The following is an 18,490-nucleotide window of genomic DNA, read 5'->3' on the forward strand; positions in this document are numbered from 1 at the left end:
GTCCGGAAAGCGTGCCGGCACTGCCTGCCGGGCTGCGAAGCGGCTTTCTAAAGGCCGTTGACGATGCGGTTTCGGCCATGCTGCTTCGCGAGGTACAGCCGTTTGTCCACATCCTCGACGAAGCGGAGCGGTTCATCCTGGCGCGTCGGGACAATGGCGCCGACTCCGATGCTGACGGTCAGGATCGGGCTGAGTGGCGATGTTTCGTGCGGGATTTGCTCCTTGAACAGCAGGTTGCGGCATCGTTCGGCAACTTTGATCGCCGCTTTTTCATCCGTTTCTGGCAGCACCAGCACGAACTCCTCGCCGCCAAAGCGGGCAAGGAAATCCCGTGATCGGGTCGCGGCCGAACTCAGGGCCTGCGCCACGCGTTTCAGGCAGTCGTCCCCCTGGATGTGCCCGTAGTGGTCGTTGTATTGCTTGAAATAATCGATATCGAGCATGATCAGCGCAAGGGATCGGTTGTTGCGCCGCGCATCGGTCCACTCCGCATCCAGGATGGCGTCGAACATGCGGCGATTCGCAACGCCGGTCAAGCCGTCCTTGAACGACAACTCCTCCAGTTCTTTCTGAAGGAGGGCCAGTTCCTGCTCGGTTTTCTTCCGCTCGCTGATGTCAAACATGAATCCGACCAGCGAATCGACTTCGCCGTTTTCGTTGCGCACCACGTGCACCACATCGCGGATCCACACATATCCGCCATCCTGCGCCAGGGCACGATAGTCGGCCTCGTGATCGGTTCCGGCCCTGGACTGGGCAACGCAAAAATCGACCACCCGTTCCCTGTCCTCTGGGTGCATCCTTGCCGCCCAGTCCTCCACGCTCACCCAACTCGAGGGCGACCAGCCAAGCAGATTTTCAATTTGAGGGCCGATGTAGGCGAACCGCATGGTCGACCAGTCTATTTTCCAGGGGATGGCCTTCGTTGATTCCAGCAGGGTCCGGTAGACCGTGCTGTCGATTTCAGCGTCTTTCGCGTTGCGGGTCATTGTCGGCCTGATTCAGTTTGCCAGCCGCGACGGTGCGCTGAACCTGGCGTAGTAGATCGCGGCAAAGAAGAACGCCACCGACAGCACCACCTCGGCGCCGGCAAGCCACGCCGACAGGCCGGTGTCCGACCACGCGCGCACCACGCCTTCGGTGAAGTAGGCCAGCACCAGCATCGGCGCCCATTGATAGGTATAGCGGCGGCCCTTGAGGATGCCCATCAGCGGCAGCAGCAGCGGCAGTGCCTTGAGCGCCAGCGAGGAACCGCCGGGGCGGATCGGCGCCAGCCACAGTTCCCACGCTAGGCACAGGAAGATCAGCGCGATCAGGCTCGCGCTCGCGATGAGTTGCAGGTTCTTCATCTGGACAGTTTGCTTGCGGTTTCGGCCAGACGCTTGCCGAGTGCGATGCACAGTGCGCGCTCGTCGTCGGTGAGCGGCTTGTCGTCGGCGGAGCCGGCCCAGTGGCTGGCGCCGTAGGGAGTGCCGCCGCTGGCGGTGTGGTTCACCTCGGCGAGGGTGTAGGGCAGGCCGACGATCAGCATGCCGTGGTGCAAGAGCGGCAGCATCATGCTGGTAAGCGTCGTTTCCTGGCCGCCGTGCAGGCTGGCGGTGGAGGTGAACACGGCAGCGGGCTTGCCGACCAGGCTGCCCTTCGCCCACAGCGCGCCGGTGCCGTCGAGGAAATACTTGGGCGCCGCCGCCATGTTGCCGAAACGGGTGGGCGAACCGAGCGCGAGGCCGGCGCACTGTTCGAGGTCGGCCAGCTCCGCGTAGGGCGCGCCCTCATCCGGCACCGGCGGCTCGGCCACCTGGGTGCGCGGCGCCACCGGGGGCACCGTGCGCAGGCGGGCGCTGGCGCCGGCCACCTGATTGACCCCGCGCGCGACCAGATGTGCCATCTCGCGCACACTGCCGCCGACGCTGTAATACAAAACGAGAATCTCGGTCATGACTGTCCGTCTGCAAAAAGGCAAAGGTAGCAGTGTACGGCAGCGGCAGGGCCGCGGCGTCACGCCCGCGCAGGACTCAGTCGAACACGACCGTCTTGTTGGCGTACACCAGCACCCGGTTGTCGAGATGCCACTTCACCGCGCGCGACAGCACCACTTTCTCCAGGTCGGCGCCTTTTTTGACCAGGTCGTCGAGGTTGTCGCGATGCGAGATGCGCGCCACGTCCTGTTCGATGATCGGGCCGTCGTCGAGCGTTTCGGTGACGTAGTGCGCGGTTGCGCCGATCAGCTTGACGCCGCGCTCGAATGCGCGGTGATAGGGCTTGGCGCCGTGGAAGGCGGGCAGGAAGGAATGATGGATGTTGATGATGCGGTTGGGGAAATGGCGGATGAAATCCGCCGACAGCACCTGCATGTAGCGTGCCAGCACGATGAAATCGATCCTCTGGTCGCGCAGGATCGCCAGCTGCATCTGCTCGGCTTCGTGCTTGGCGTCCTTGTGCACCGCCAGATGCTGGTAGGGCACCCGGTAGGCGTCGGCGAGCCAGCGTGTGTCCTCGTGGTTGCTGAGGATGATCGGCAGCTCGCAATGCAGTTCGCCGCTTTGGTAGCGGTAGAGCAGGTCGGCCAGGCAGTGGTCGAATTTCGACACGAACACCGCCAGGCGCGGTTTTCGGCTCGATTCGGCGAGCCGCCAGCTCATCCCGAAGCGGCTCGCGATGGGTCCGAAGGCGGTGGCGAAGTCGGCCAGGTCGAGGTTGAAATCCGCCAGATCCCACTCCACCCGCATCAGGAACAGCTTCAGCTCGGCATCCTGATGCTGGTCGGCGTGCAGGATATTGGCATCCTGCAATAGCAGGAAATCGGCGATGGCCGCGACCAATCCCTTCTGGTCGGGGCAGGAAATCAGTAGAACAGCGGTATGACGCATGGTGGCACCCGGCAATCCGGGGTGTGGGGTTTGCGCAATCATAACCAAAATTCCCCTGATCATCTTGAGGTGATGCGGCCGCCCCCCCCGTTTCGTGACGCGTCGCGCAAAGATTCAGCAGTCTTTGCGCAGCGCAGGCTGTATTCATGCCTGCTAATAAGCTGAATTTGAACGCATCCATCGGCCGGATTCGACGTTTCTCGGCGCCAGGCCGCATCCAGCCATGCGTCTGTTCATTATTTAGGCATGCCGCCAGGCAAAAACTTTGATTTGCCATGGGATTTTCCGGCCTGCGAAAAATGCCGGCGCGACAAAACGCGTCCGGGTTGACATGTCCGGCTGGGCACCTAGAATTTGTACCCGGCTCCCGTCCGCACCACAATATGTTGTGAATAAAGCTGTGAGCGGGCGCCGGGAAAGCTGTGCATAAGGTGTGAATATCGCACCGGCACGGCCGTCTGGTTTTGTTACACCCACCGAGGAAACCCCATCGATGTTGAATGTCGCCACCGAATCCGCTGCATCCGCCCCCGTTCCCCCCCTCGAAACTGCCGACACGGCGGTGATCGACACACGCTACGCCGACTACAAGATCATCCGCCGCAACGGCGCGGTGGTCGGCTTTGCGCCCAACAAGATCGCCATCGCCGTGACCAAGGCCTTCATCGCGGTGCAGGGCGGCCAGGCTGCGGCCTCGGCGCGCATCCGCGAGCTGGTCGAGGCGATCACCGGCCAGGTGACCGCCGCCCTGATGCGGCGCACCCCCAACGGCGGCACCTTCCACATCGAGGATATCCAGGACCAGGTCGAACTGGCGCTGATGCGCTCGGGCGAGCATGAAGTCGCGCGCGCCTATGTGCTGTATCGCGAGAAGCGCGCGCAGGAACGCGCCGCGCAAAAAGCCGCCGGCGTCCCCGACGTCCAGCTGCACGTGGTCGAGGACGGCCAGAAGAAGCCGCTCGACACCGCGCGCCTGGCCGCGCTGCTGGCCGACGCCTGCAGCGGGCTGGGCGACAACGTCAAGGCCGAGCCGATCATGCACACCGTGCTGCGCGACCTCTACGATGGCGTGCCGATGGCCGAAGTCGAAAAGGCGCTGGTGCTCGCCGCGCGCTCGATGATCGAGCAGGACCCGGGCTATTCCTTCGTCAGTGCGCGCCTGTTGCTCAATTCCATTCGCCACGAAGTGCTGGGCGAGACGGTGACGCAGACGCAGATGGGCGAGCGCTACGCCGAGTATTTCCCGCAATTCATCAAGAAGGGCATCGATGCCGAGCTGCTCGACGAGAAGCTCGGCCAGTTCGACCTCACGCGCCTGGCCGCCGTGCTCGACGCCGGCCGCGACTACCAGTTCGGCTATCTCGGCCTGCAGACCCTGTACGACCGCTATTTCCTGCATATCGAGGAATCGCGCATCGAACTGCCGCAGGCCTTCTTCATGCGCGTGGCGATGGGGCTGGCTATCAACGAGATCGACCGCGAGGCGCGCGCGATCGAGTTCTACCAGGTGCTGTCCGCGTTCGACTTCATGAGCTCGACCCCGACGCTGTTCAACGCCGGCACGCGGCATTCCCAGCTGTCCAGCTGTTATCTCACCACCGTCACCGACGACCTCGACGGCATCTACCAGGCGATCAAGGAAAACGCCATGCTGCAGAAGTACGCCGGCGGGCTGGGCAACGACTGGACCCCGGTGCGCGCCATGGGCGCCCGCATCAAGGGCACCAACGGCAAGTCGCAGGGTGTCGTGCCCTTCCTCAAGGTGGTCAACGACACGGCCGTCGCCGTCAACCAGGGCGGCAAGCGCAAGGGCGCGGTGTGCGCCTATCTCGAAACCTGGCATCTCGACATCGAGGAATTCCTCGATCTGCGCAAGAACACCGGCGACGACCGCCGCCGCACCCACGACATGAACACCGCGAACTGGATTCCGGATCTCTTCATGCAGCGCGTGATGGAAGGCGGCGACTGGACCCTGTTCTCGCCCAACGACGTGCCCGACCTGCACGACCTCTACGGCCGCAAGTTCGCCGAGGCCTACGCCGAATACGAACGCCGCGCCGACCGCGGCGAGATCAAGGTGTTCAAGCGTATCCCCGCCGTGCAGATGTGGCGCAAGATGCTGTCGATGCTGTTCGAGACCGGCCATCCCTGGATCACCTTCAAGGACCCGTGCAACATCCGCAGCCCGCAGCAGCACGTCGGCGTCGTCCACAGCTCCAACCTGTGCACCGAGATCACGCTCAACACCAGCGACAGTGAGATCGCCGTGTGCAACCTCGGCTCGGTCAACCTCGTCAATCATCTGAAAGACGGCAGGCTTGACCTCGACAAGCTGAAGGCGACCATCCACACCGCGATGCGCATGCTCGACAACGTGGTGGACGTCAACTACTACGCCGTCGGCAAGGCGCGCAACTCCAACCTCAAGCACCGTCCGGTCGGCCTCGGCATCATGGGCTTCCAGGACGCGCTGCAGGAACTGCGCGTGGCCTATGCCAGCGACGCCGCCGTCGAATTCGCCGACCGCTCGATGGAGGCTGTGTCCTACTACGCCTTCTGGGCATCGACCGAACTCGCCGCCGAGCGCGGCCGCTATTCCAGCTACGAAGGCAGCCTGTGGAGCCGCGGCATCCTGCCGCAGGACTCGCTGAAACTGCTGGCCGAGGAGCGCGGCGGCTACCTGGAAGTGGATACCAGCAGCACGCTGGATTGGGACGCGCTGCGCGCGCGCATCGGCCAGCACGGCATGCGCAACTCCAACTGCCTGGCGATCGCGCCGACCGCGACCATCGCCAACATCGTCGGCGTCTCCGCCTCGATCGAGCCGACCTACCAGAACATCTACGTCAAATCCAACCTGTCGGGCGAATTCACCGTCGCCAACAAGTATCTGGTCGCCGACCTGAAGAAGCTCGGCCTGTGGGACGAAGTGATGGTCGCCGACATCAAGTACTTCGATGGCAGCCTGGCGAAGATCGACCGCATCCCGGCCGACATCCGCACGCTCTACGCCACCGCGTTCGAGATGGAAACCAGCTGGCTGGTCGAGTGCGCGTCGCGCCGCCAGAAGTGGATCGACCAGGCGCAGAGCCTCAACATCTACATGGCCGGCGCCTCCGGCAAGAAGCTCGACGAGACCTACAAGCTGGCGTGGATACGCGGGCTGAAGACCACGTATTACCTGCGCACGCTGGGCGCCACCTCGGCGGAGAAATCCACCGGCAAGGGCGGCGAACTGAATGCCGTGTCGGCGAGCGGCGGCGCGGGAGCGATGAGCAGTGGCCGCAGCGCGATCAATGCGGCGGCAGCGAACCTGCCGGAGCCGGAGATCGAAGGGCGCGCCTGCACGATGCGGCCGGGGGATCCCGGGTTCGAGGAATGCGAGGCGTGCCAGTAAAGGGGTTGGAGGAGGAGCGGCACCAAAAGAAGAGGCCAAGCTGGCCAATGGGTTTCGACGCAATGCGCGTGGGTTCGTTGGCCGGGGGTAGCCCCTGAAGGGACTCCGATCCACTACGCGTTCTTGTGCCCTCTGGGTAAAAGCACGTGTGGAATCGTATGCCCGGCGGCTAGTCACTTTTCTTGTCTCGCCAAGCTGGCTTGATGGGACGTCATGCCAAGGCACGACGTCCGGTAACCAAAGAAAGCCGCCCTGCTGCGCCACCCCTTCGGGGCGGGCCTCGACTGAACTGATCCATCGGGGCGGCTGTGCAACGCGCCCCTGTGGGGCTCAGACAGTGCTCGCCGAATTCCCCCGCCGGCTCGATCCAGCCGAGGTGGCGCAGAAGGGGCCGGTACGCAGAAGCCAGTAATGAATACAAGGTGGGCTCCGCCCGCCGCCAGATTAAAAGCAGTGTGGGCCCAGCCCACTTTGGGACAACCAAAGGAGAACCAGAACGATGCTGAACTTTGAAGAAGACTTCACCCCCGCCGCCAAGACCGTTGACGTGCCGGCCTTCCTGCGCAAGGAATCCGCCGCACCAGTTGCTGCCGTTGCCGACGCCGCCCCGCAGACGCGCCGCGTGCAGGCCGCCGACAAGCGCGTGATCAACGGCGCGACGGACGTGAACCAGCTCGTCCCCTTCAAATACAAATGGGCGTGGGAGAAATACCTCGCCGGCTGCGCCAACCACTGGATGCCGCAGGAAGTGAACATGTCGCGCGACATCGCGCAGTGGAAGGACCCCACCGCGCTCACCGAAGACGAGCGCCGCCTGGTCAAGCGCAACCTCGGCTTCTTCGTCACCGCCGATTCGCTGGCCGCCAACAACATCGTGCTCGGCACCTACCGCCACATCACCGCGCCCGAGTGCAGGCAATATCTTTTGCGCCAGGCGTTCGAAGAGGCCATCCACACCCACGCCTACCAGTACATCGTCGAAAGCCTGGGCCTCGACGAAGGCGAGATCTTCAACGCCTATCACGAAGTCGCCAGCATCCGCGACAAGGACGACTTCCTCATCCCCTTCATCGACACGCTGACCAACCCCGAATTCAAGACCGGCACCCCCGAGGCCGACCAGGCCCTGCTGAAGTCGCTGATCGTCTTCGCCTGCATCATGGAAGGCATCTTCTTCTACGTCGGCTTCGTGCAGATCCTCGCGCTCGGCCGCCAGAACAAGATGACCGGCGCCGCCGAGCAGTACCAGTACATCCTGCGCGACGAGTCCATGCACTGCAACTTCGGCATCGACCTCATCAACACCATCAAGCTCGAAAACCCGCACCTGTGGACGAATGAATTCAAGGCCGAAATCCGTGGCCTGATCCAGAAGGGCGTCGAGCTCGAATACCGCTACGCCGAAGACACCATGCCGCGCGGCGTGCTGGGCCTCAACTCTGCCCAGTTCAAGGAATACCTGCGCTTCATCGCCAATCGCCGCTGCCAGCAGATCGGCCTCGACGAGATGTTCCCCGGCGTCACCAATCCCTTCCCCTGGATGGCCGAGATGATCGACCTCAAGAAGGAGAAGAACTTCTTCGAGACGCGCGTCACGGAGTATCAGACGGGCGGGGCGTTGAGCTGGGATTGACCGGCTTAGTGAATAAAGGCGCAGGGAACTGCGCCTTTATTTATTTGGGACAGGGATGCAAAAACCACCGCGACTGTTCAAGGCGCGGCATCAAGCCATCCGATGATGATTTGATTCCTTTGTGGAAGATTTAACGTGACAGAAGAAAAAAAAGAATCAACGCTAACTACAGAGTATGAAGCTGATGCCCAGTGTCGCATCCTCTCGCTTGATGGTGGCGGGGCAAAGGGTTTCTACACACTCGGTGTACTCAAAGAAATTGAAGCAATGCTTAACTGCCCTCTGTATAAGAGGTTTGACATTATTTTCGGTACAAGCACCGGAGCAATCATTGCCACATTAATCGCGCTTGGCTACGAGGTCGATGAAATACATGCCCTCTACAAGAAGCACGTGCCTGATGTAATGGCTTGTCGCACTCGAAATGGTCGAACTGCCGCGCTCGAAAAGCTGGCACATGATGTGTTCGGGAAAAGAATGTTCGCAGATGTAAAAACTGGAATCGGTGTTGTCAGCACAAAGTGGATGACCGAGCGTCCCATGATATTCAAAGGCAACGTCAAACAAGCTCATGGATCAATTGGGACATTTGCACCGGGCTTTGGAGTCCCCATCGCCGATGCTGTCCAAGCATCCTGCTCGGCGTTTCCTTTCTTTGATCGGAAGGTCGTAACGACGTCTGCGGGTGACAAGATAGAACTTCTAGATGGTGGGTATTGCGCAAATAACCCAACGCTATATGCAATTGCTGATGCTGTTGCCGCGCTTAAAAAAGAGCGCGCCGACCTCCGGGTCGTAAGTGTCGGTGTGGGTGTCTACCCAGATCCGAACAAGTGGTACATGAAAGTTATAAAACGCATCCCGTTCAACAGCATCGAACTTCTCCAGAAAACGCTGGAAATAAACACTCAGTCGATGGATCAATTGCGAACAATTCTATTTAGAGATGTGCCAACTATCAGAATCAGCGACACATTTGAGAGACCGGAAATGGCGACTGATTTGATGGAGCACAACTTGGACAAGCTGAATATTCTGAGACAACGAGGCCGAGAATCATTTGCCTGTCGAGAAGACCAGCTCAAAGAGTTTCTGATGTGAGGTGACTCATGGCAATTAGTGAATCCCAACTCGATATCTGGTCGCATCAGGGGTCGATCCAGCAGTCCAGCAGCACGTATAACTCAATCAAGAGCACGCTAGAGGCTGCAGGTACGCCCTATTCTGGAAAAGGCTACAAGGTCTTTTTGCAAGGCTCATATGGCAACGACACGAACATCTACGCTGAAAGTGACGTTGACGTAGTTATTCGGCTCGATGATTGTTTTTATAGTGATCTTTCGGAGCTAAGCGAGGCGGAAAAGTCTGCTCAAGAGAAAGCTTACTCGGATGCTGCGTATTCATATTCCGACTTCAAACGGGATGTGCTTGCAACATTGATCGCGCAGTACGGATCAGACGTTAAGGAAGGTGGCAAGGCGATCGCAATAGGGGCAAGTGGGAATCGTCGAAAGACTGATGTGATTGTTGCCGCTCAATTTCGACGCTATTTCAAGTTCAATAGCAATAGCGACCAATCGTATGCCGAGGGAATTTGTTTTTGGAACTCTGCTGGGGAGAGGATTGCTAATTACCCCAAGCAACATTCCGCGAATCTGACGGCTAATCATCAAGCAAGCAACCAGTGGTTAAAGCCTATGGTTCGCATCCTGAAGAATATGCGTAGTCGATGTGTCGACGAGGGTTTGCTCAAGGCAGGTACTGCACCCTCGTATTTTATTGAAGGGCTGCTTTACAACGTGCCGACAGACCTGCTTTCTAAGAACTACCAAAATTGCTTCATGAACGCTTTCAATTGGATTCAAAATGAAGCAGATAAGGACAAGCTTGTCTGCGCGAATGAACAGTATTACCTGCTAAGAGATGCCTCGCATACTTGCTGGCCAAAGCCTGACGGCGAGGCCTTCATCAATGCGACTATCAGTCTCTGGAACGACTGGTAAATTAGGAAAGAAATCAAAGGGGCCAGGCTCGGATTAATCCACCATAGGACAACTAAAGGGGTCAGCTTCGGATTGTTTATCCACGAGCTAAAGGGGTCAGCTTCGTAAATGGGGTCAGACACCATAACCCCCGGTGATTGTTAACCACAGTGAAAATGACATGCATGCAGATGTGAACGAGCGTGTGGTGGTGGCTACGCAAACGGCGCCCTGGCTCGCGACGGCGGATGGCGGGGGCGCCTGCAAGCCGCTCGACAGCCTGGCGGGCGGTGCGGGCACGACCAGCCTGGTGCAGGCGCCGGCGGGTGCGATGTTCGCGCCGCCGGGTGGTGCGCTGGGCGAGGAAATCCTCGTGCTCGACGGCACACTGACGGATGCGCGCGGTGTGTGGAGGGCGGGGACATATCTGCGCAATCCGCTGGGCGCGGAGTTGGCGCTCCATAGCGAAGCGGGGTGCGTGCTGTTCATCAAGCGTTACGCCTTCGACGCAGAAGACACGGCCGTGGTGCGGCTCGATACCGCGTCGATGCAGTGGCTGCCCGGCCTGGTGCCCGGGCTGGCGGTGATGCCCTTGCACCAGCACGCAGGCGAGCATGCGGCGCTGGTGCGCTGGCAGCCGGAGACGTTTTTCCAGAGCCATGCGCATTTCGGCGGCGAGGAAATCCTGGTGCTCGACGGCGTGTTCGAGGACGAGTTCGGCCGCTATTCGGCCGGCAGCTGGCTGCGCAGCCCGCACATGAGCAGGCACCAGCCGTTCAGCCGCGAGGGGTGCACAATCTTTGTCAAGGTCGGGCATCTGGGCGCGGGATGATCGTGCGTGGTCCGGGTGTCATCGCGGTCAGGTCTTGAATCCACGTTTCCAAATCCTGCCTGTGAGATCGTTCGACCTTCATCCTCATTTTGCCGCTTGATACGTCGCCCCCAGGACGGCGCCGATCGAACAAGCTACGGGGTCAGGTCTTGCATTGACACATTCACCCACCAGGCGAGGAGCCTGATGGCACAGACCCGACCCCATCGAGCATCGCACGCGCAGCTACAGTGGAGGAGGCCGGCGGCCGATCACGAAGAACACGATAGCCAAGATCAGACCCGCGATGAACAGCATCTTGGCGGCCCACGCCAAGGTTCCGGCAATTCCGCTGAACCCGAGCAGGGCAGCGATGATCGCAACAATGAAGAAAGTCAAAGCCCAGGAAAACATGGTGATTCTCCTTTTTTCGGCCACAAGATGGCGCGTGGGAAATCGTGCCGCCCCTACGGAACCTCGGGCCCTCTGATTGATGTGGCCTGGCGGCGGCTGTCAAAGCCAATATAGACCACTCGTGGTTGCCGGGCAGGCGTCAGGATCACGGGAACGATAGGGCTACACACTGAACTGACCGGGGTATTTCGGACGCTTTCACAACAACGGCTCGGGGTCAGGTCTTGCAAAACCACATTTCCAAACCCTGCCCGAGAGATCGTTCGCCCTTCATCCTTATTTTGCCGCTTGATGCGTCGCCCCCAGCACAGCGCCGATCGTTACCAGCACGACGCCGGCAAGGGTCACGGGATACGGGGTCAGGTCTTGCAAAACCACATCTGGCCGGGAGAAAAAAGCTTGATCCATCTCCCATCGTTTGCCGGGACAGGCGATGCAGTTACGTTTCGTAACAATTCGCCCCGCGTCTGAAATCCTGCAGATACAGAGCGCGCCCACACTGTGGACATTGAGGGGCAGGTCTTGCATTGACGTATTGCGTGGCAAGGCCCGACTCCAAATCTCCAAATCGGTTAACCCCACATCTGGGGAAGGAGCGGCAAATGAAAAAGAGCTACTTGATGATTGCGATATCGATGATCCTTGTCCAGGGTTGCTATACCGCTCCCCCCTATGAGCCATCCAGCCGTGTCGCCGTCGGATATTCTGGCGTCAACATAGGTATCCATTATTCGACGTACCCGGATCTTGTCCGGATACCGGGCTATCCCGTTTACTACGCGCCCCGGGTGGATTCGAATTTCTTCTTTTACGACGGCCTCTACTGGGTGTTCCGTAGCGATAACTGGTATGTGAGCGGCTGGTACAACGGGCCGTGGGATAGGGTGGGTTATTACGATGTGCCAGTTTATATTCTGCGCGTCCCGGTTCGTTACTACCGCCAACCGCCGCCTTATTTCCGCGGCTGGCATGCCGACGCGCCGCCACGTTGGGGGGATCGCTGGGGTCGCGACTGGGAACAGCGTCGAAGCGGGTGGGACCGTTGGGACCACCGCGCCGCGCCGGCTCCTGCACCGTTGCCGACTTACCAGCGGAATTATTCGGGCGACCGCTATCCTCGCGCAGTAGAACAGCAGCATACGATACGTTCCGAGTATTACCGCTACCAGCCGCGTGAGCCTGTCACACAGCAGTACTTTAGACCGCGTGTGCAGCAAGACCAGCAGCGCCAGCAGGAGCAACGCCAGCAGGAGCAGCGCGAGCAGGAGCGGCGTCAGCAGGAGCAGCGCCAGCTGGAGCAACAACAGCGGCAGCAAGAACAACAGCGGCAGCAAGAACAACAGCGTCAGCTGGAGCAGCAACGCCGCCAAGATCAACAGCGCCAGCTGGAGCAACGTCAGCAGGAACAGCAACGCCGTCAAGATCAACAGCGTCAGCTGGAGCAACAACGCCGCCAAGAGCCGCAGCAGCAACGCGATCTTGAGCGGCAACGTTCCCAACCTGAATCGAGAGGCAAGGCCAAGGACGACAAGGCTGCGCCACAGGGCCAGGTTCAAAAGTACAAGGGGTCCCAGCAAGAGTATGAGCGTAGGAGAAAAGAGTACGAGGAGCGTTATCAGAATCGCTGAAGAACAGGGAACAGGCCACGGTTCCAGGTGACGGGAGCTGTGAACAAAAAGCGGCGCACCGCAGTGTGGACAGTGGGGTCGGGTCTTGTCTTTTGCCGCAAAAGACAAGACCCGACAATAAAACAAAGGGGACGCTACCCTTTTAGCCGAATAAATGGGGTCAGACACCATAATCAGCGTTGAAGCCCTCGGAATCGGGTGATATCTTGGGGACACCCCAGACGGAAGCGACTTCGATGTCCATCACCACGCTCAAACTCCCAGACGATCTGAAAGAATGCATCGCTACCGCCGGGTCAATGGGCGGGGTCTTGAGTTGGGATTGACAGGGTGAGGGGCGTCGTTCTGTCGCGGAACCTCCATCGGCCATCTTGCCTTCCGGGGATGCCATGCTCTTCGCCGAACGGCCGCTGACCTTCCAGGCCATCGGCGCGGCGCTTTCCTGGGGTTGGCGCACCGCCAACGCGACGCGCGCGGTGAGCATTGCCTATGCAGGGATCTTCACCACCATCGGCGCTGTCATCATGGGCGCTATGCTCCTCGCCGGACGCGCGCCCTTCGTCATCATGGCTGCCGGCGGCTTCATGCTGGTGGCGCCGGCGATCCTCGCCGGCTTCTTTGCCGTCGCTCGCGGCATCCGTGCCGGTGCGTCGGTGACGTTCACCACGCTAACGGAGGGTTTTTCCCGGGCATCGGCGGCGATCTGGGCGATCGCCCTGATCTGCGCCCTGCTGTTCATGATTTTCATCACTGACGCCGCCATTCTCTACGCCTATATGGTCGGCGACGATCCCATCTTTCCCGCGGACTTCATCTCCGTTGGCGCCGACATCGCGTCCTTCGTCTTCTGGGGCCTGCTGTCGGGGGCGGTGATCGGCTTTTTGCTCTTCGCTGTTTCGGCCTTCTCGGTGCCGCTTCTGTGCGAACGGCGCAGCAACCTCGTCGGGGCGGTGGTCACCAGCGTGCGGATCGTGATGCGACACTTCATCGCCGCCATGGGCTGGGCCCTACTGCTCTCGGCAACGATTATCGGCAGCATCCTGCTCTTGCCGCTGTTTCCTCTGGTGATGCCGGTGATGGCATACGCGAGTTACGAACTTTACAAGACGGTCCTGCCTGCTTCCACGTGACGGCAATCGATCAAAGGTGAAAAATTGGCGTCAGGCGTAAGCGACGGTGGGTGTGTCTAGCCCTTCCCCGGAGAAATCGTGGCCGCTCTCCTAAGGTCTCTTTGTCAGGGCAGGCGCCTGATTGCAGCGGTGGCGGCCCTGGCATGCACGTCCTGCATCGTCGTCCCCATCGGTGTCTTTACGAAGCCGCCTTACGGCCCGGAAGTGCTTCGGCAACTCTCGGCACCGGATGCGGACCGCGATCGGGTAAGACAACTCCTCGGGCCACCCTTGATAGCCAAGGCCAGGGGAGCGTATTGGTACTACACCGGCTCCCGCGCGATGTGGGGGGTCATCGGCGGAAGCAGCAGTGCGGTATATACCTACGACGAGTGGCTTGCAGTCGGTTTTGACGACGCGGGGAAGGTCGTGTTTGTCGAAAAAGCGGATCTGTCCAAGTGTCTCTCCAACGGCATGTGCTTCGACGGCTCGGCGCCGCAGGCCGATGACCGCGCGGCGAAGGCGTACCGGCCCAAAGTGGGCGAGTGCGCAATCTATCTGATGCTGGATCGTCTGCCCTGGCCGTTCCCCGCGGGGGCGGTACTGTTCAGTGTCGATGGCGCGCCGATCGGGACGGTCAACGCGGAAACCTACCTGTTCTTGACCCACGCGTCGGGCACCATCGATGTTGCCGCCTACGATCTGAGGATCAGCACGCGCTGCGTCGGAGGCGAAAAGCTTTATGTGCGGGCGGTGAAAAAAATCGATACATCCTGGCTCACGGGGGCGGATCTGGCTCCGCTTGCTTTGGCAGAGGGTGAGGCGGCTATCGTGGCTCGCCGTGCCGCGTTGCCCGATTAGCTGCGCTCGCTGCTCGTCCCTGCCCGAGAGATCGTTCGCCCCTTCATCCTCATTTTGCCGCTTGATGCGTGGCGCCCAGCACAGCGCCGACCGTCACCAGCACGACACCGGCAAGGGTCACGGCATCGAGGGATTCCCCCAGCAAGGGTACGGCGGCGACGGCCGAGATGCCCGGAACCATGGCCAGCATGAGGGTGGCGCGCTGCGGGCCGATGTTGTGGATGGCGTAGGCGAAGAGCAGGCCGGCAATCGAGGCGGCGAGGATGCCTTGATAAATGCCTTGCCACAGGACGAAGGCCAGGGGGACGGTGGTGATGGCCTTGGGCAGGAACAGGAGATAAACCGGCGTGTAGCAGGCCATTGAAATCACGGCAATGCCGATCGTGGCGTCGAGCGGCGAGACATGCCAATGCTTGAGCAACAGGCCAAAGCAGGCATAGCAGATCGCGGCAAGCAGAAAGAATATATCCCCCGCCCATTGATGAGCGGGCGCCCCGGCAAACTGGCCGAAGCTGTGGAGGCCGATCAGCACGATCCCCAGACCTGCGACCAGCAGGGCGAATTCGGACCGGATGCCGGGACGGCGCCCGAGTACGAGCCAGGCGATCAATGCCGTTGCAAACGGAATGCCGCCGTTGACCAGAATGCCCGCATGGGCGGTCGGCGCCAGCGAAAAGCCCGAGTAGACCAGCAGCCCGTAAGTCATGCCGCCCAATGCGGCGAGCACGGCCAGTCGCGGCCAGTTGAGGCGTCGCCATCGGACCAGCACGAACGGAAGACACACGATGCCCGAGAAGACGAAACGGATGGCGGCCATGTCGAACGGTGTAAGTGGGCTGCGTCCACCCAGCCGGGAGACGATGTTGAAACCGGACCAGATCACGACGACCGCAGCCGCAGCCGCAAAGCCTTTGAACAGGTGGAGGCGGTGGGCCGGAACAGGGAGGGCTTCAGCTGTCATGCGACGGGATTCCGGGATACGCAGTGCAGCTCACCTTACCACCACTGCCGACTCGATCCATCGCGTCGTGAGGCAGGTGAAACTGGAAGAGCCATCGGGCTCAGGTCTTGCAAAACCACATTTCCAGTTCAGGGCACGCGCCTTATTCCGCGAAATCCTCGGGCCCGAAGATTTGCCGGATCTCGATGATGTCGCCGTCATCCGCCGGGCAGCGCTGCGCCCACTTCACCACTTCTTCCTTGGACGGCGCCTCCACCAGCCAGTAACCGCCCAGCACTTCCTTTGCCTTGATGAGCGGTCCGTCGGTCACGGCGGGCTTGCCGCTGGCGAACGACACGCGTGCGCCCTGGGCCAGTGGATGCAGGCCGTTGAGCGATTCGATCTTGAGCGCCTTGCCCATTTCCTCGTTGAAACGTCCCATCTCCTCCATCTTCTCCGGATCCGGCTTGAAGCCCGGTGCCGGTTTGCCGCCCTGGTACACGGCGGGAATCATCAGCATCATGAATTGCATGGTGTCTCCTTTGGGTTTGTCTGCGAACCCCATCAGGGGACGGGCTGAAGGCAGGGAATGGCATGGCAGCACGGGGTCCCGGTGCTCTGCCGGTGCTGGCACTTCCGATAGCCCGCGATTTATGCCTCTTCAGCGTCCGCGGGCGCGGCGGGTTTTCCAAAAACGTGTGCGACCAGCGGTATCGTGGTGGCGACGCCCACTGCAAGAAGCGTCCAGCCGACTGCACGGCGCTGGTCCGGATTCAGGCGGTTGCAAAGCAGCAGTGCGAGGCCGGCGCCCGCAGCGGCCCGGGTACCGGCGATCAATCCGATTTCAGGAACGCTCAGTTTGACTTGTTTCATCACGTGCCTCTCTGTCTGGTTGGATTGCGGATAGACGGCAGCAGGACGCAGCTGCGGCCCCTTGGGATAGGAAGGAACAATCGGGCGACCACGCATGTCGTCCGCCGGGCTGCATCCCGTTGGTTGTGGTTTGCTCCGGGGCTGCCGAAGCGCGTGGGCTGTTCTCCGGTGCCGTGACGTTATTTATAGTCCACTGCCGATGAACCCAAAATCAATGGAGGGAATTAAAGGGGCCTGGCTCGAATTGGCATCGCGTGACGGACTCTGGCGAAAAGCCGGGTCACACCGTCACCTTGCATTGACGCTTCCGGGTTCGGGTGCGGCCTTGGTGTCACCCGTACCCTTGGCCATTTCCGTTTCCTCTTTATCTTCCGCCGCCGGGCAGGCAATGGCGGATAGCGGGCATCAGCTCGCCAGCAAGACGAGCCCCTGGTGTGGGCTGCGATCGGGCTGCGGCGGGAAGGGGCGTCGCTTCATTTCGTTACCCTTGTCGTCGCGATAAATCAGTTCGTGGCTGGCGAAGTCGTATTCCGGGTGGGCGGGATCGCACCAATGGTTGAGGAAGTGCACGTAGAACGCCGAGAACAGGCCTTGCGTGGGCTGGTCCTTTTGCAGGGCGAAGACGTATTCCGGCTGGCTGCGCAGCTCGTGGCCGTCGTGGCAATACTGCACCCACACGTATTCCCCGGTAACGATCAGGTTCCAGAAGGGCGGATCCTCGTAGAACTTGAGCGTGACCTGCTTGCCTGCGGTCGCCAGGGCAGTCAGCCGTTCGATCGTGGCCGCGGTCTCCTGGCAGTAGCTGTCGAGCAGCGGGGCGGGGTCGCCCAGGGTGGCCATGCGGCGCATGGCGCCGGCGCTATAGGGGTTCATCAGCATGACCCGCAATTCGTAGCTGTGGTCGATGACGTTGTGCAGATTGCGTCGCTCTGACACGAAGGTGTCGTATCCGGTGACCGACATCACCGATACGTCGCGGGTGCCGGTGATGCGGTCGAGTAGCTTGCGGTCGATCCGGCGCGAGAACCGGCTGCCCTCCTCGCGCACATGCACCAGCGAGGCCAGCCGGTTCATCCGGTAGCTGAGGCGTCCCTGCCGTGCGCCGAGAAGTAGATTGAACAGCAGCACCAGCACGGCGGCAAAAACGATTTCATTGATCAGCAGGAGCTGCGAATCGTCTTTCATCATGGGCCACCAGGTAAAGAGGATGAACTTTGCCAGCGCGGGCAGGGAAAAAGCGATGCCGACAGCCAGCAGCGTGACGCCGATATGGCTGAAGATGTGCTTGAGTGTCTGGATGGGACTGAAAAAATGGGGGCTGCGTGTCATATAACGTGCCTCCTGTCAGCGGGGAGGGCGGGCTGGACGGACAGCCGGGCTTGAAAGCGGCGTTCACCCCGCGCCCTGGCGGCCGTCGCGCGGCAGCAGGGCGCGGGAAGCATCAGCGTTTGTCCTTCAGGGCCGCCTTGTCGGTGGCGTCGGACTCCGTGGCACCCGATTGCTTCATGTCAGCGCCTTTCGGGCTCATGCGCTCGGCGGCACGGTCTGCCCCCTTGGCCGCACCGTCTTGCCATTGGGCGTTGCTGTTGGCGCTGCCGGCGGGACTGACGTGGGCCGCCGCGTTGCCGCCGGCATTAGCACCGGCATTGGCGCCGGCATTGGTGTTGGCACCTACCCCCGCAGCTGTGGCCGCCGTGGCAAAGCCGACCATGAGAACAGTCAAGAGCGTGCTGCGGATCGGTTGGGTTTTCTGCATCATTTTCGATACTCCTTAATGGGTGAGTTTGATAAAGGCTTTCATATCGAGAAGCCACACTCCCTATAGCATGGACCATGCCAGATTTATATAATCATTATTTATCAATGTGTTATGTATTTTGTTCGGTGCCGGCCCGACTTCGTTTTGTCGTCATCAGGCGACGCGAAATGGCGCCATCAGGGGCAAGCCATTATTAAAAAAAGAGATTTT

19 protein-coding genes are annotated in these 18,490 nt (G+C 60.7%); 8 read left to right on the forward strand and 11 right to left on the reverse strand.

Going from position 1 to position 18,490, the window contains the following annotated elements; translation table 11 throughout:
* Positions 1-47: 47 nt before the first annotated feature.
* From B059_RS0101090 to purU, 4 genes are all read right to left on the reverse strand, one after another.
* Positions 48-989, reverse strand: coding sequence for a GGDEF domain-containing protein (locus tag B059_RS0101090; protein ID WP_018076389.1), 942 nt, complete (start codon positions 987-989; stop codon positions 48-50).
* Positions 990-1,001: 12 nt separating this feature from the next.
* The gene (locus B059_RS20625) at positions 1,002-1,349 is read right to left on the reverse strand and encodes a DUF2069 domain-containing protein (protein WP_018076390.1); all 348 of its coding nucleotides are present in this window, start codon (positions 1,347-1,349) and stop codon (positions 1,002-1,004) included.
* On the reverse strand, positions 1,346-1,939 hold the full coding sequence (gene wrbA, locus B059_RS0101100; protein WP_018076391.1) for an NAD(P)H:quinone oxidoreductase: 594 nt from the start codon (positions 1,937-1,939) through the stop codon (positions 1,346-1,348). The genes B059_RS20625 and wrbA overlap by 4 nt, the downstream gene beginning before the upstream one ends.
* Positions 1,940-2,015: 76 nt before the next feature.
* Positions 2,016-2,870, reverse strand: coding sequence for a formyltetrahydrofolate deformylase (gene purU, locus B059_RS0101105; RefSeq protein ID WP_018076392.1), 855 nt, complete (start codon positions 2,868-2,870; stop codon positions 2,016-2,018).
* 493 nt (positions 2,871-3,363) lie between these two features.
* Between purU and B059_RS0101110 the strand changes: the two genes are divergently transcribed.
* The 5 genes from B059_RS0101110 (at position 3,364) to B059_RS0101130 (ending at position 10,717) form a co-directional block, all read left to right on the forward strand.
* Complete coding sequence (locus B059_RS0101110) at positions 3,364-6,270, forward strand: ribonucleoside-diphosphate reductase subunit alpha (RefSeq protein WP_051068461.1); 2,907 nt, start codon at positions 3,364-3,366, stop codon at positions 6,268-6,270.
* 499 nt (positions 6,271-6,769) lie between these two features.
* The gene (locus tag B059_RS0101115; protein ID WP_018076394.1) at positions 6,770-7,903 is read left to right on the forward strand and encodes a ribonucleotide-diphosphate reductase subunit beta; all 1,134 of its coding nucleotides are present in this window, start codon (positions 6,770-6,772) and stop codon (positions 7,901-7,903) included.
* A 135-nt stretch (positions 7,904-8,038) separates the two neighbouring features.
* Positions 8,039-9,004, forward strand: a complete 966-nt coding sequence (locus B059_RS0101120; protein ID WP_026177214.1) for a patatin-like phospholipase family protein — start codon at positions 8,039-8,041, stop codon at positions 9,002-9,004.
* An 8-nt stretch (positions 9,005-9,012) separates the two neighbouring features.
* Complete coding sequence (locus B059_RS0101125) at positions 9,013-9,906, forward strand: nucleotidyltransferase domain-containing protein (protein WP_018076396.1); 894 nt, start codon at positions 9,013-9,015, stop codon at positions 9,904-9,906.
* Between the two features lie 160 nt (positions 9,907-10,066).
* Positions 10,067-10,717 carry a cupin domain-containing protein gene (locus B059_RS0101130; protein ID WP_018076397.1) on the forward strand — a complete coding sequence of 217 codons (651 nt, stop codon included), beginning with the start codon at positions 10,067-10,069 and terminating at the stop codon, positions 10,715-10,717.
* Between the two features lie 225 nt (positions 10,718-10,942).
* Here the strand turns inward: B059_RS0101130 and B059_RS20150 are convergent, their stop codons facing one another.
* Both B059_RS20150 and B059_RS20675 read right to left on the reverse strand, forming a co-directional pair.
* On the reverse strand, positions 10,943-11,110 hold the full coding sequence (locus B059_RS20150) for a DUF1328 domain-containing protein (RefSeq protein ID WP_018076398.1): 168 nt from the start codon (positions 11,108-11,110) through the stop codon (positions 10,943-10,945).
* A 276-nt stretch (positions 11,111-11,386) separates the two neighbouring features.
* The gene (locus B059_RS20675; protein WP_026177216.1) at positions 11,387-11,638 is read right to left on the reverse strand and encodes a hypothetical protein; all 252 of its coding nucleotides are present in this window, start codon (positions 11,636-11,638) and stop codon (positions 11,387-11,389) included.
* Between the two features lie 74 nt (positions 11,639-11,712).
* On the opposite strand from B059_RS20675, the gene B059_RS20155 reads away from it, so the two are divergent.
* From B059_RS20155 to B059_RS18435, 3 genes are all read left to right on the forward strand, one after another.
* Positions 11,713-12,738 carry a hypothetical protein gene (locus tag B059_RS20155; RefSeq protein ID WP_081601558.1) on the forward strand — a complete coding sequence of 342 codons (1,026 nt, stop codon included), beginning with the start codon at positions 11,713-11,715 and terminating at the stop codon, positions 12,736-12,738.
* 389 nt (positions 12,739-13,127) lie between these two features.
* Positions 13,128-13,868 carry a DUF2189 domain-containing protein gene (locus tag B059_RS0101150; protein WP_018076400.1) on the forward strand — a complete coding sequence of 247 codons (741 nt, stop codon included), beginning with the start codon at positions 13,128-13,130 and terminating at the stop codon, positions 13,866-13,868.
* 78 nt (positions 13,869-13,946) lie between these two features.
* Positions 13,947-14,708 (forward strand): hypothetical protein, encoded by a 762-nt coding sequence (locus tag B059_RS18435; protein ID WP_211206863.1) that lies wholly within the window; start codon positions 13,947-13,949, stop codon positions 14,706-14,708.
* A gap of 49 nt (positions 14,709-14,757) precedes the next feature.
* Here B059_RS18435 and B059_RS0101160 read toward each other — a convergent pair whose 3' ends face one another.
* The 5 genes from B059_RS0101160 to B059_RS0101180 form a co-directional block, all read right to left on the reverse strand.
* Entirely contained in the window at positions 14,758-15,669 is a 912-nt protein-coding gene (locus tag B059_RS0101160; protein ID WP_018076402.1) for a DMT family transporter, read from the reverse strand.
* 142 nt (positions 15,670-15,811) lie between these two features.
* On the reverse strand, positions 15,812-16,180 hold the full coding sequence (locus tag B059_RS18440) for a YciI family protein (protein ID WP_018076403.1): 369 nt from the start codon (positions 16,178-16,180) through the stop codon (positions 15,812-15,814).
* 119 nt (positions 16,181-16,299) lie between these two features.
* On the reverse strand, positions 16,300-16,521 hold the full coding sequence (locus B059_RS0101170; RefSeq protein ID WP_026177218.1) for a hypothetical protein: 222 nt from the start codon (positions 16,519-16,521) through the stop codon (positions 16,300-16,302).
* Between the two features lie 405 nt (positions 16,522-16,926).
* Positions 16,927-17,850 (reverse strand): hypothetical protein, encoded by a 924-nt coding sequence (locus B059_RS0101175; protein WP_018076405.1) that lies wholly within the window; start codon positions 17,848-17,850, stop codon positions 16,927-16,929.
* Between the two features lie 112 nt (positions 17,851-17,962).
* Positions 17,963-18,280, reverse strand: a complete 318-nt coding sequence (locus tag B059_RS0101180; RefSeq protein WP_018076406.1) for a hypothetical protein — start codon at positions 18,278-18,280, stop codon at positions 17,963-17,965.
* Positions 18,281-18,490 lie beyond the last annotated feature (210 nt).

It is taken from the genome of Thiobacillus denitrificans DSM 12475 (genome assembly GCF_000376425.1).
Lineage (GTDB): Bacteria > Pseudomonadota > Gammaproteobacteria > Burkholderiales > Thiobacillaceae > Thiobacillus > Thiobacillus denitrificans.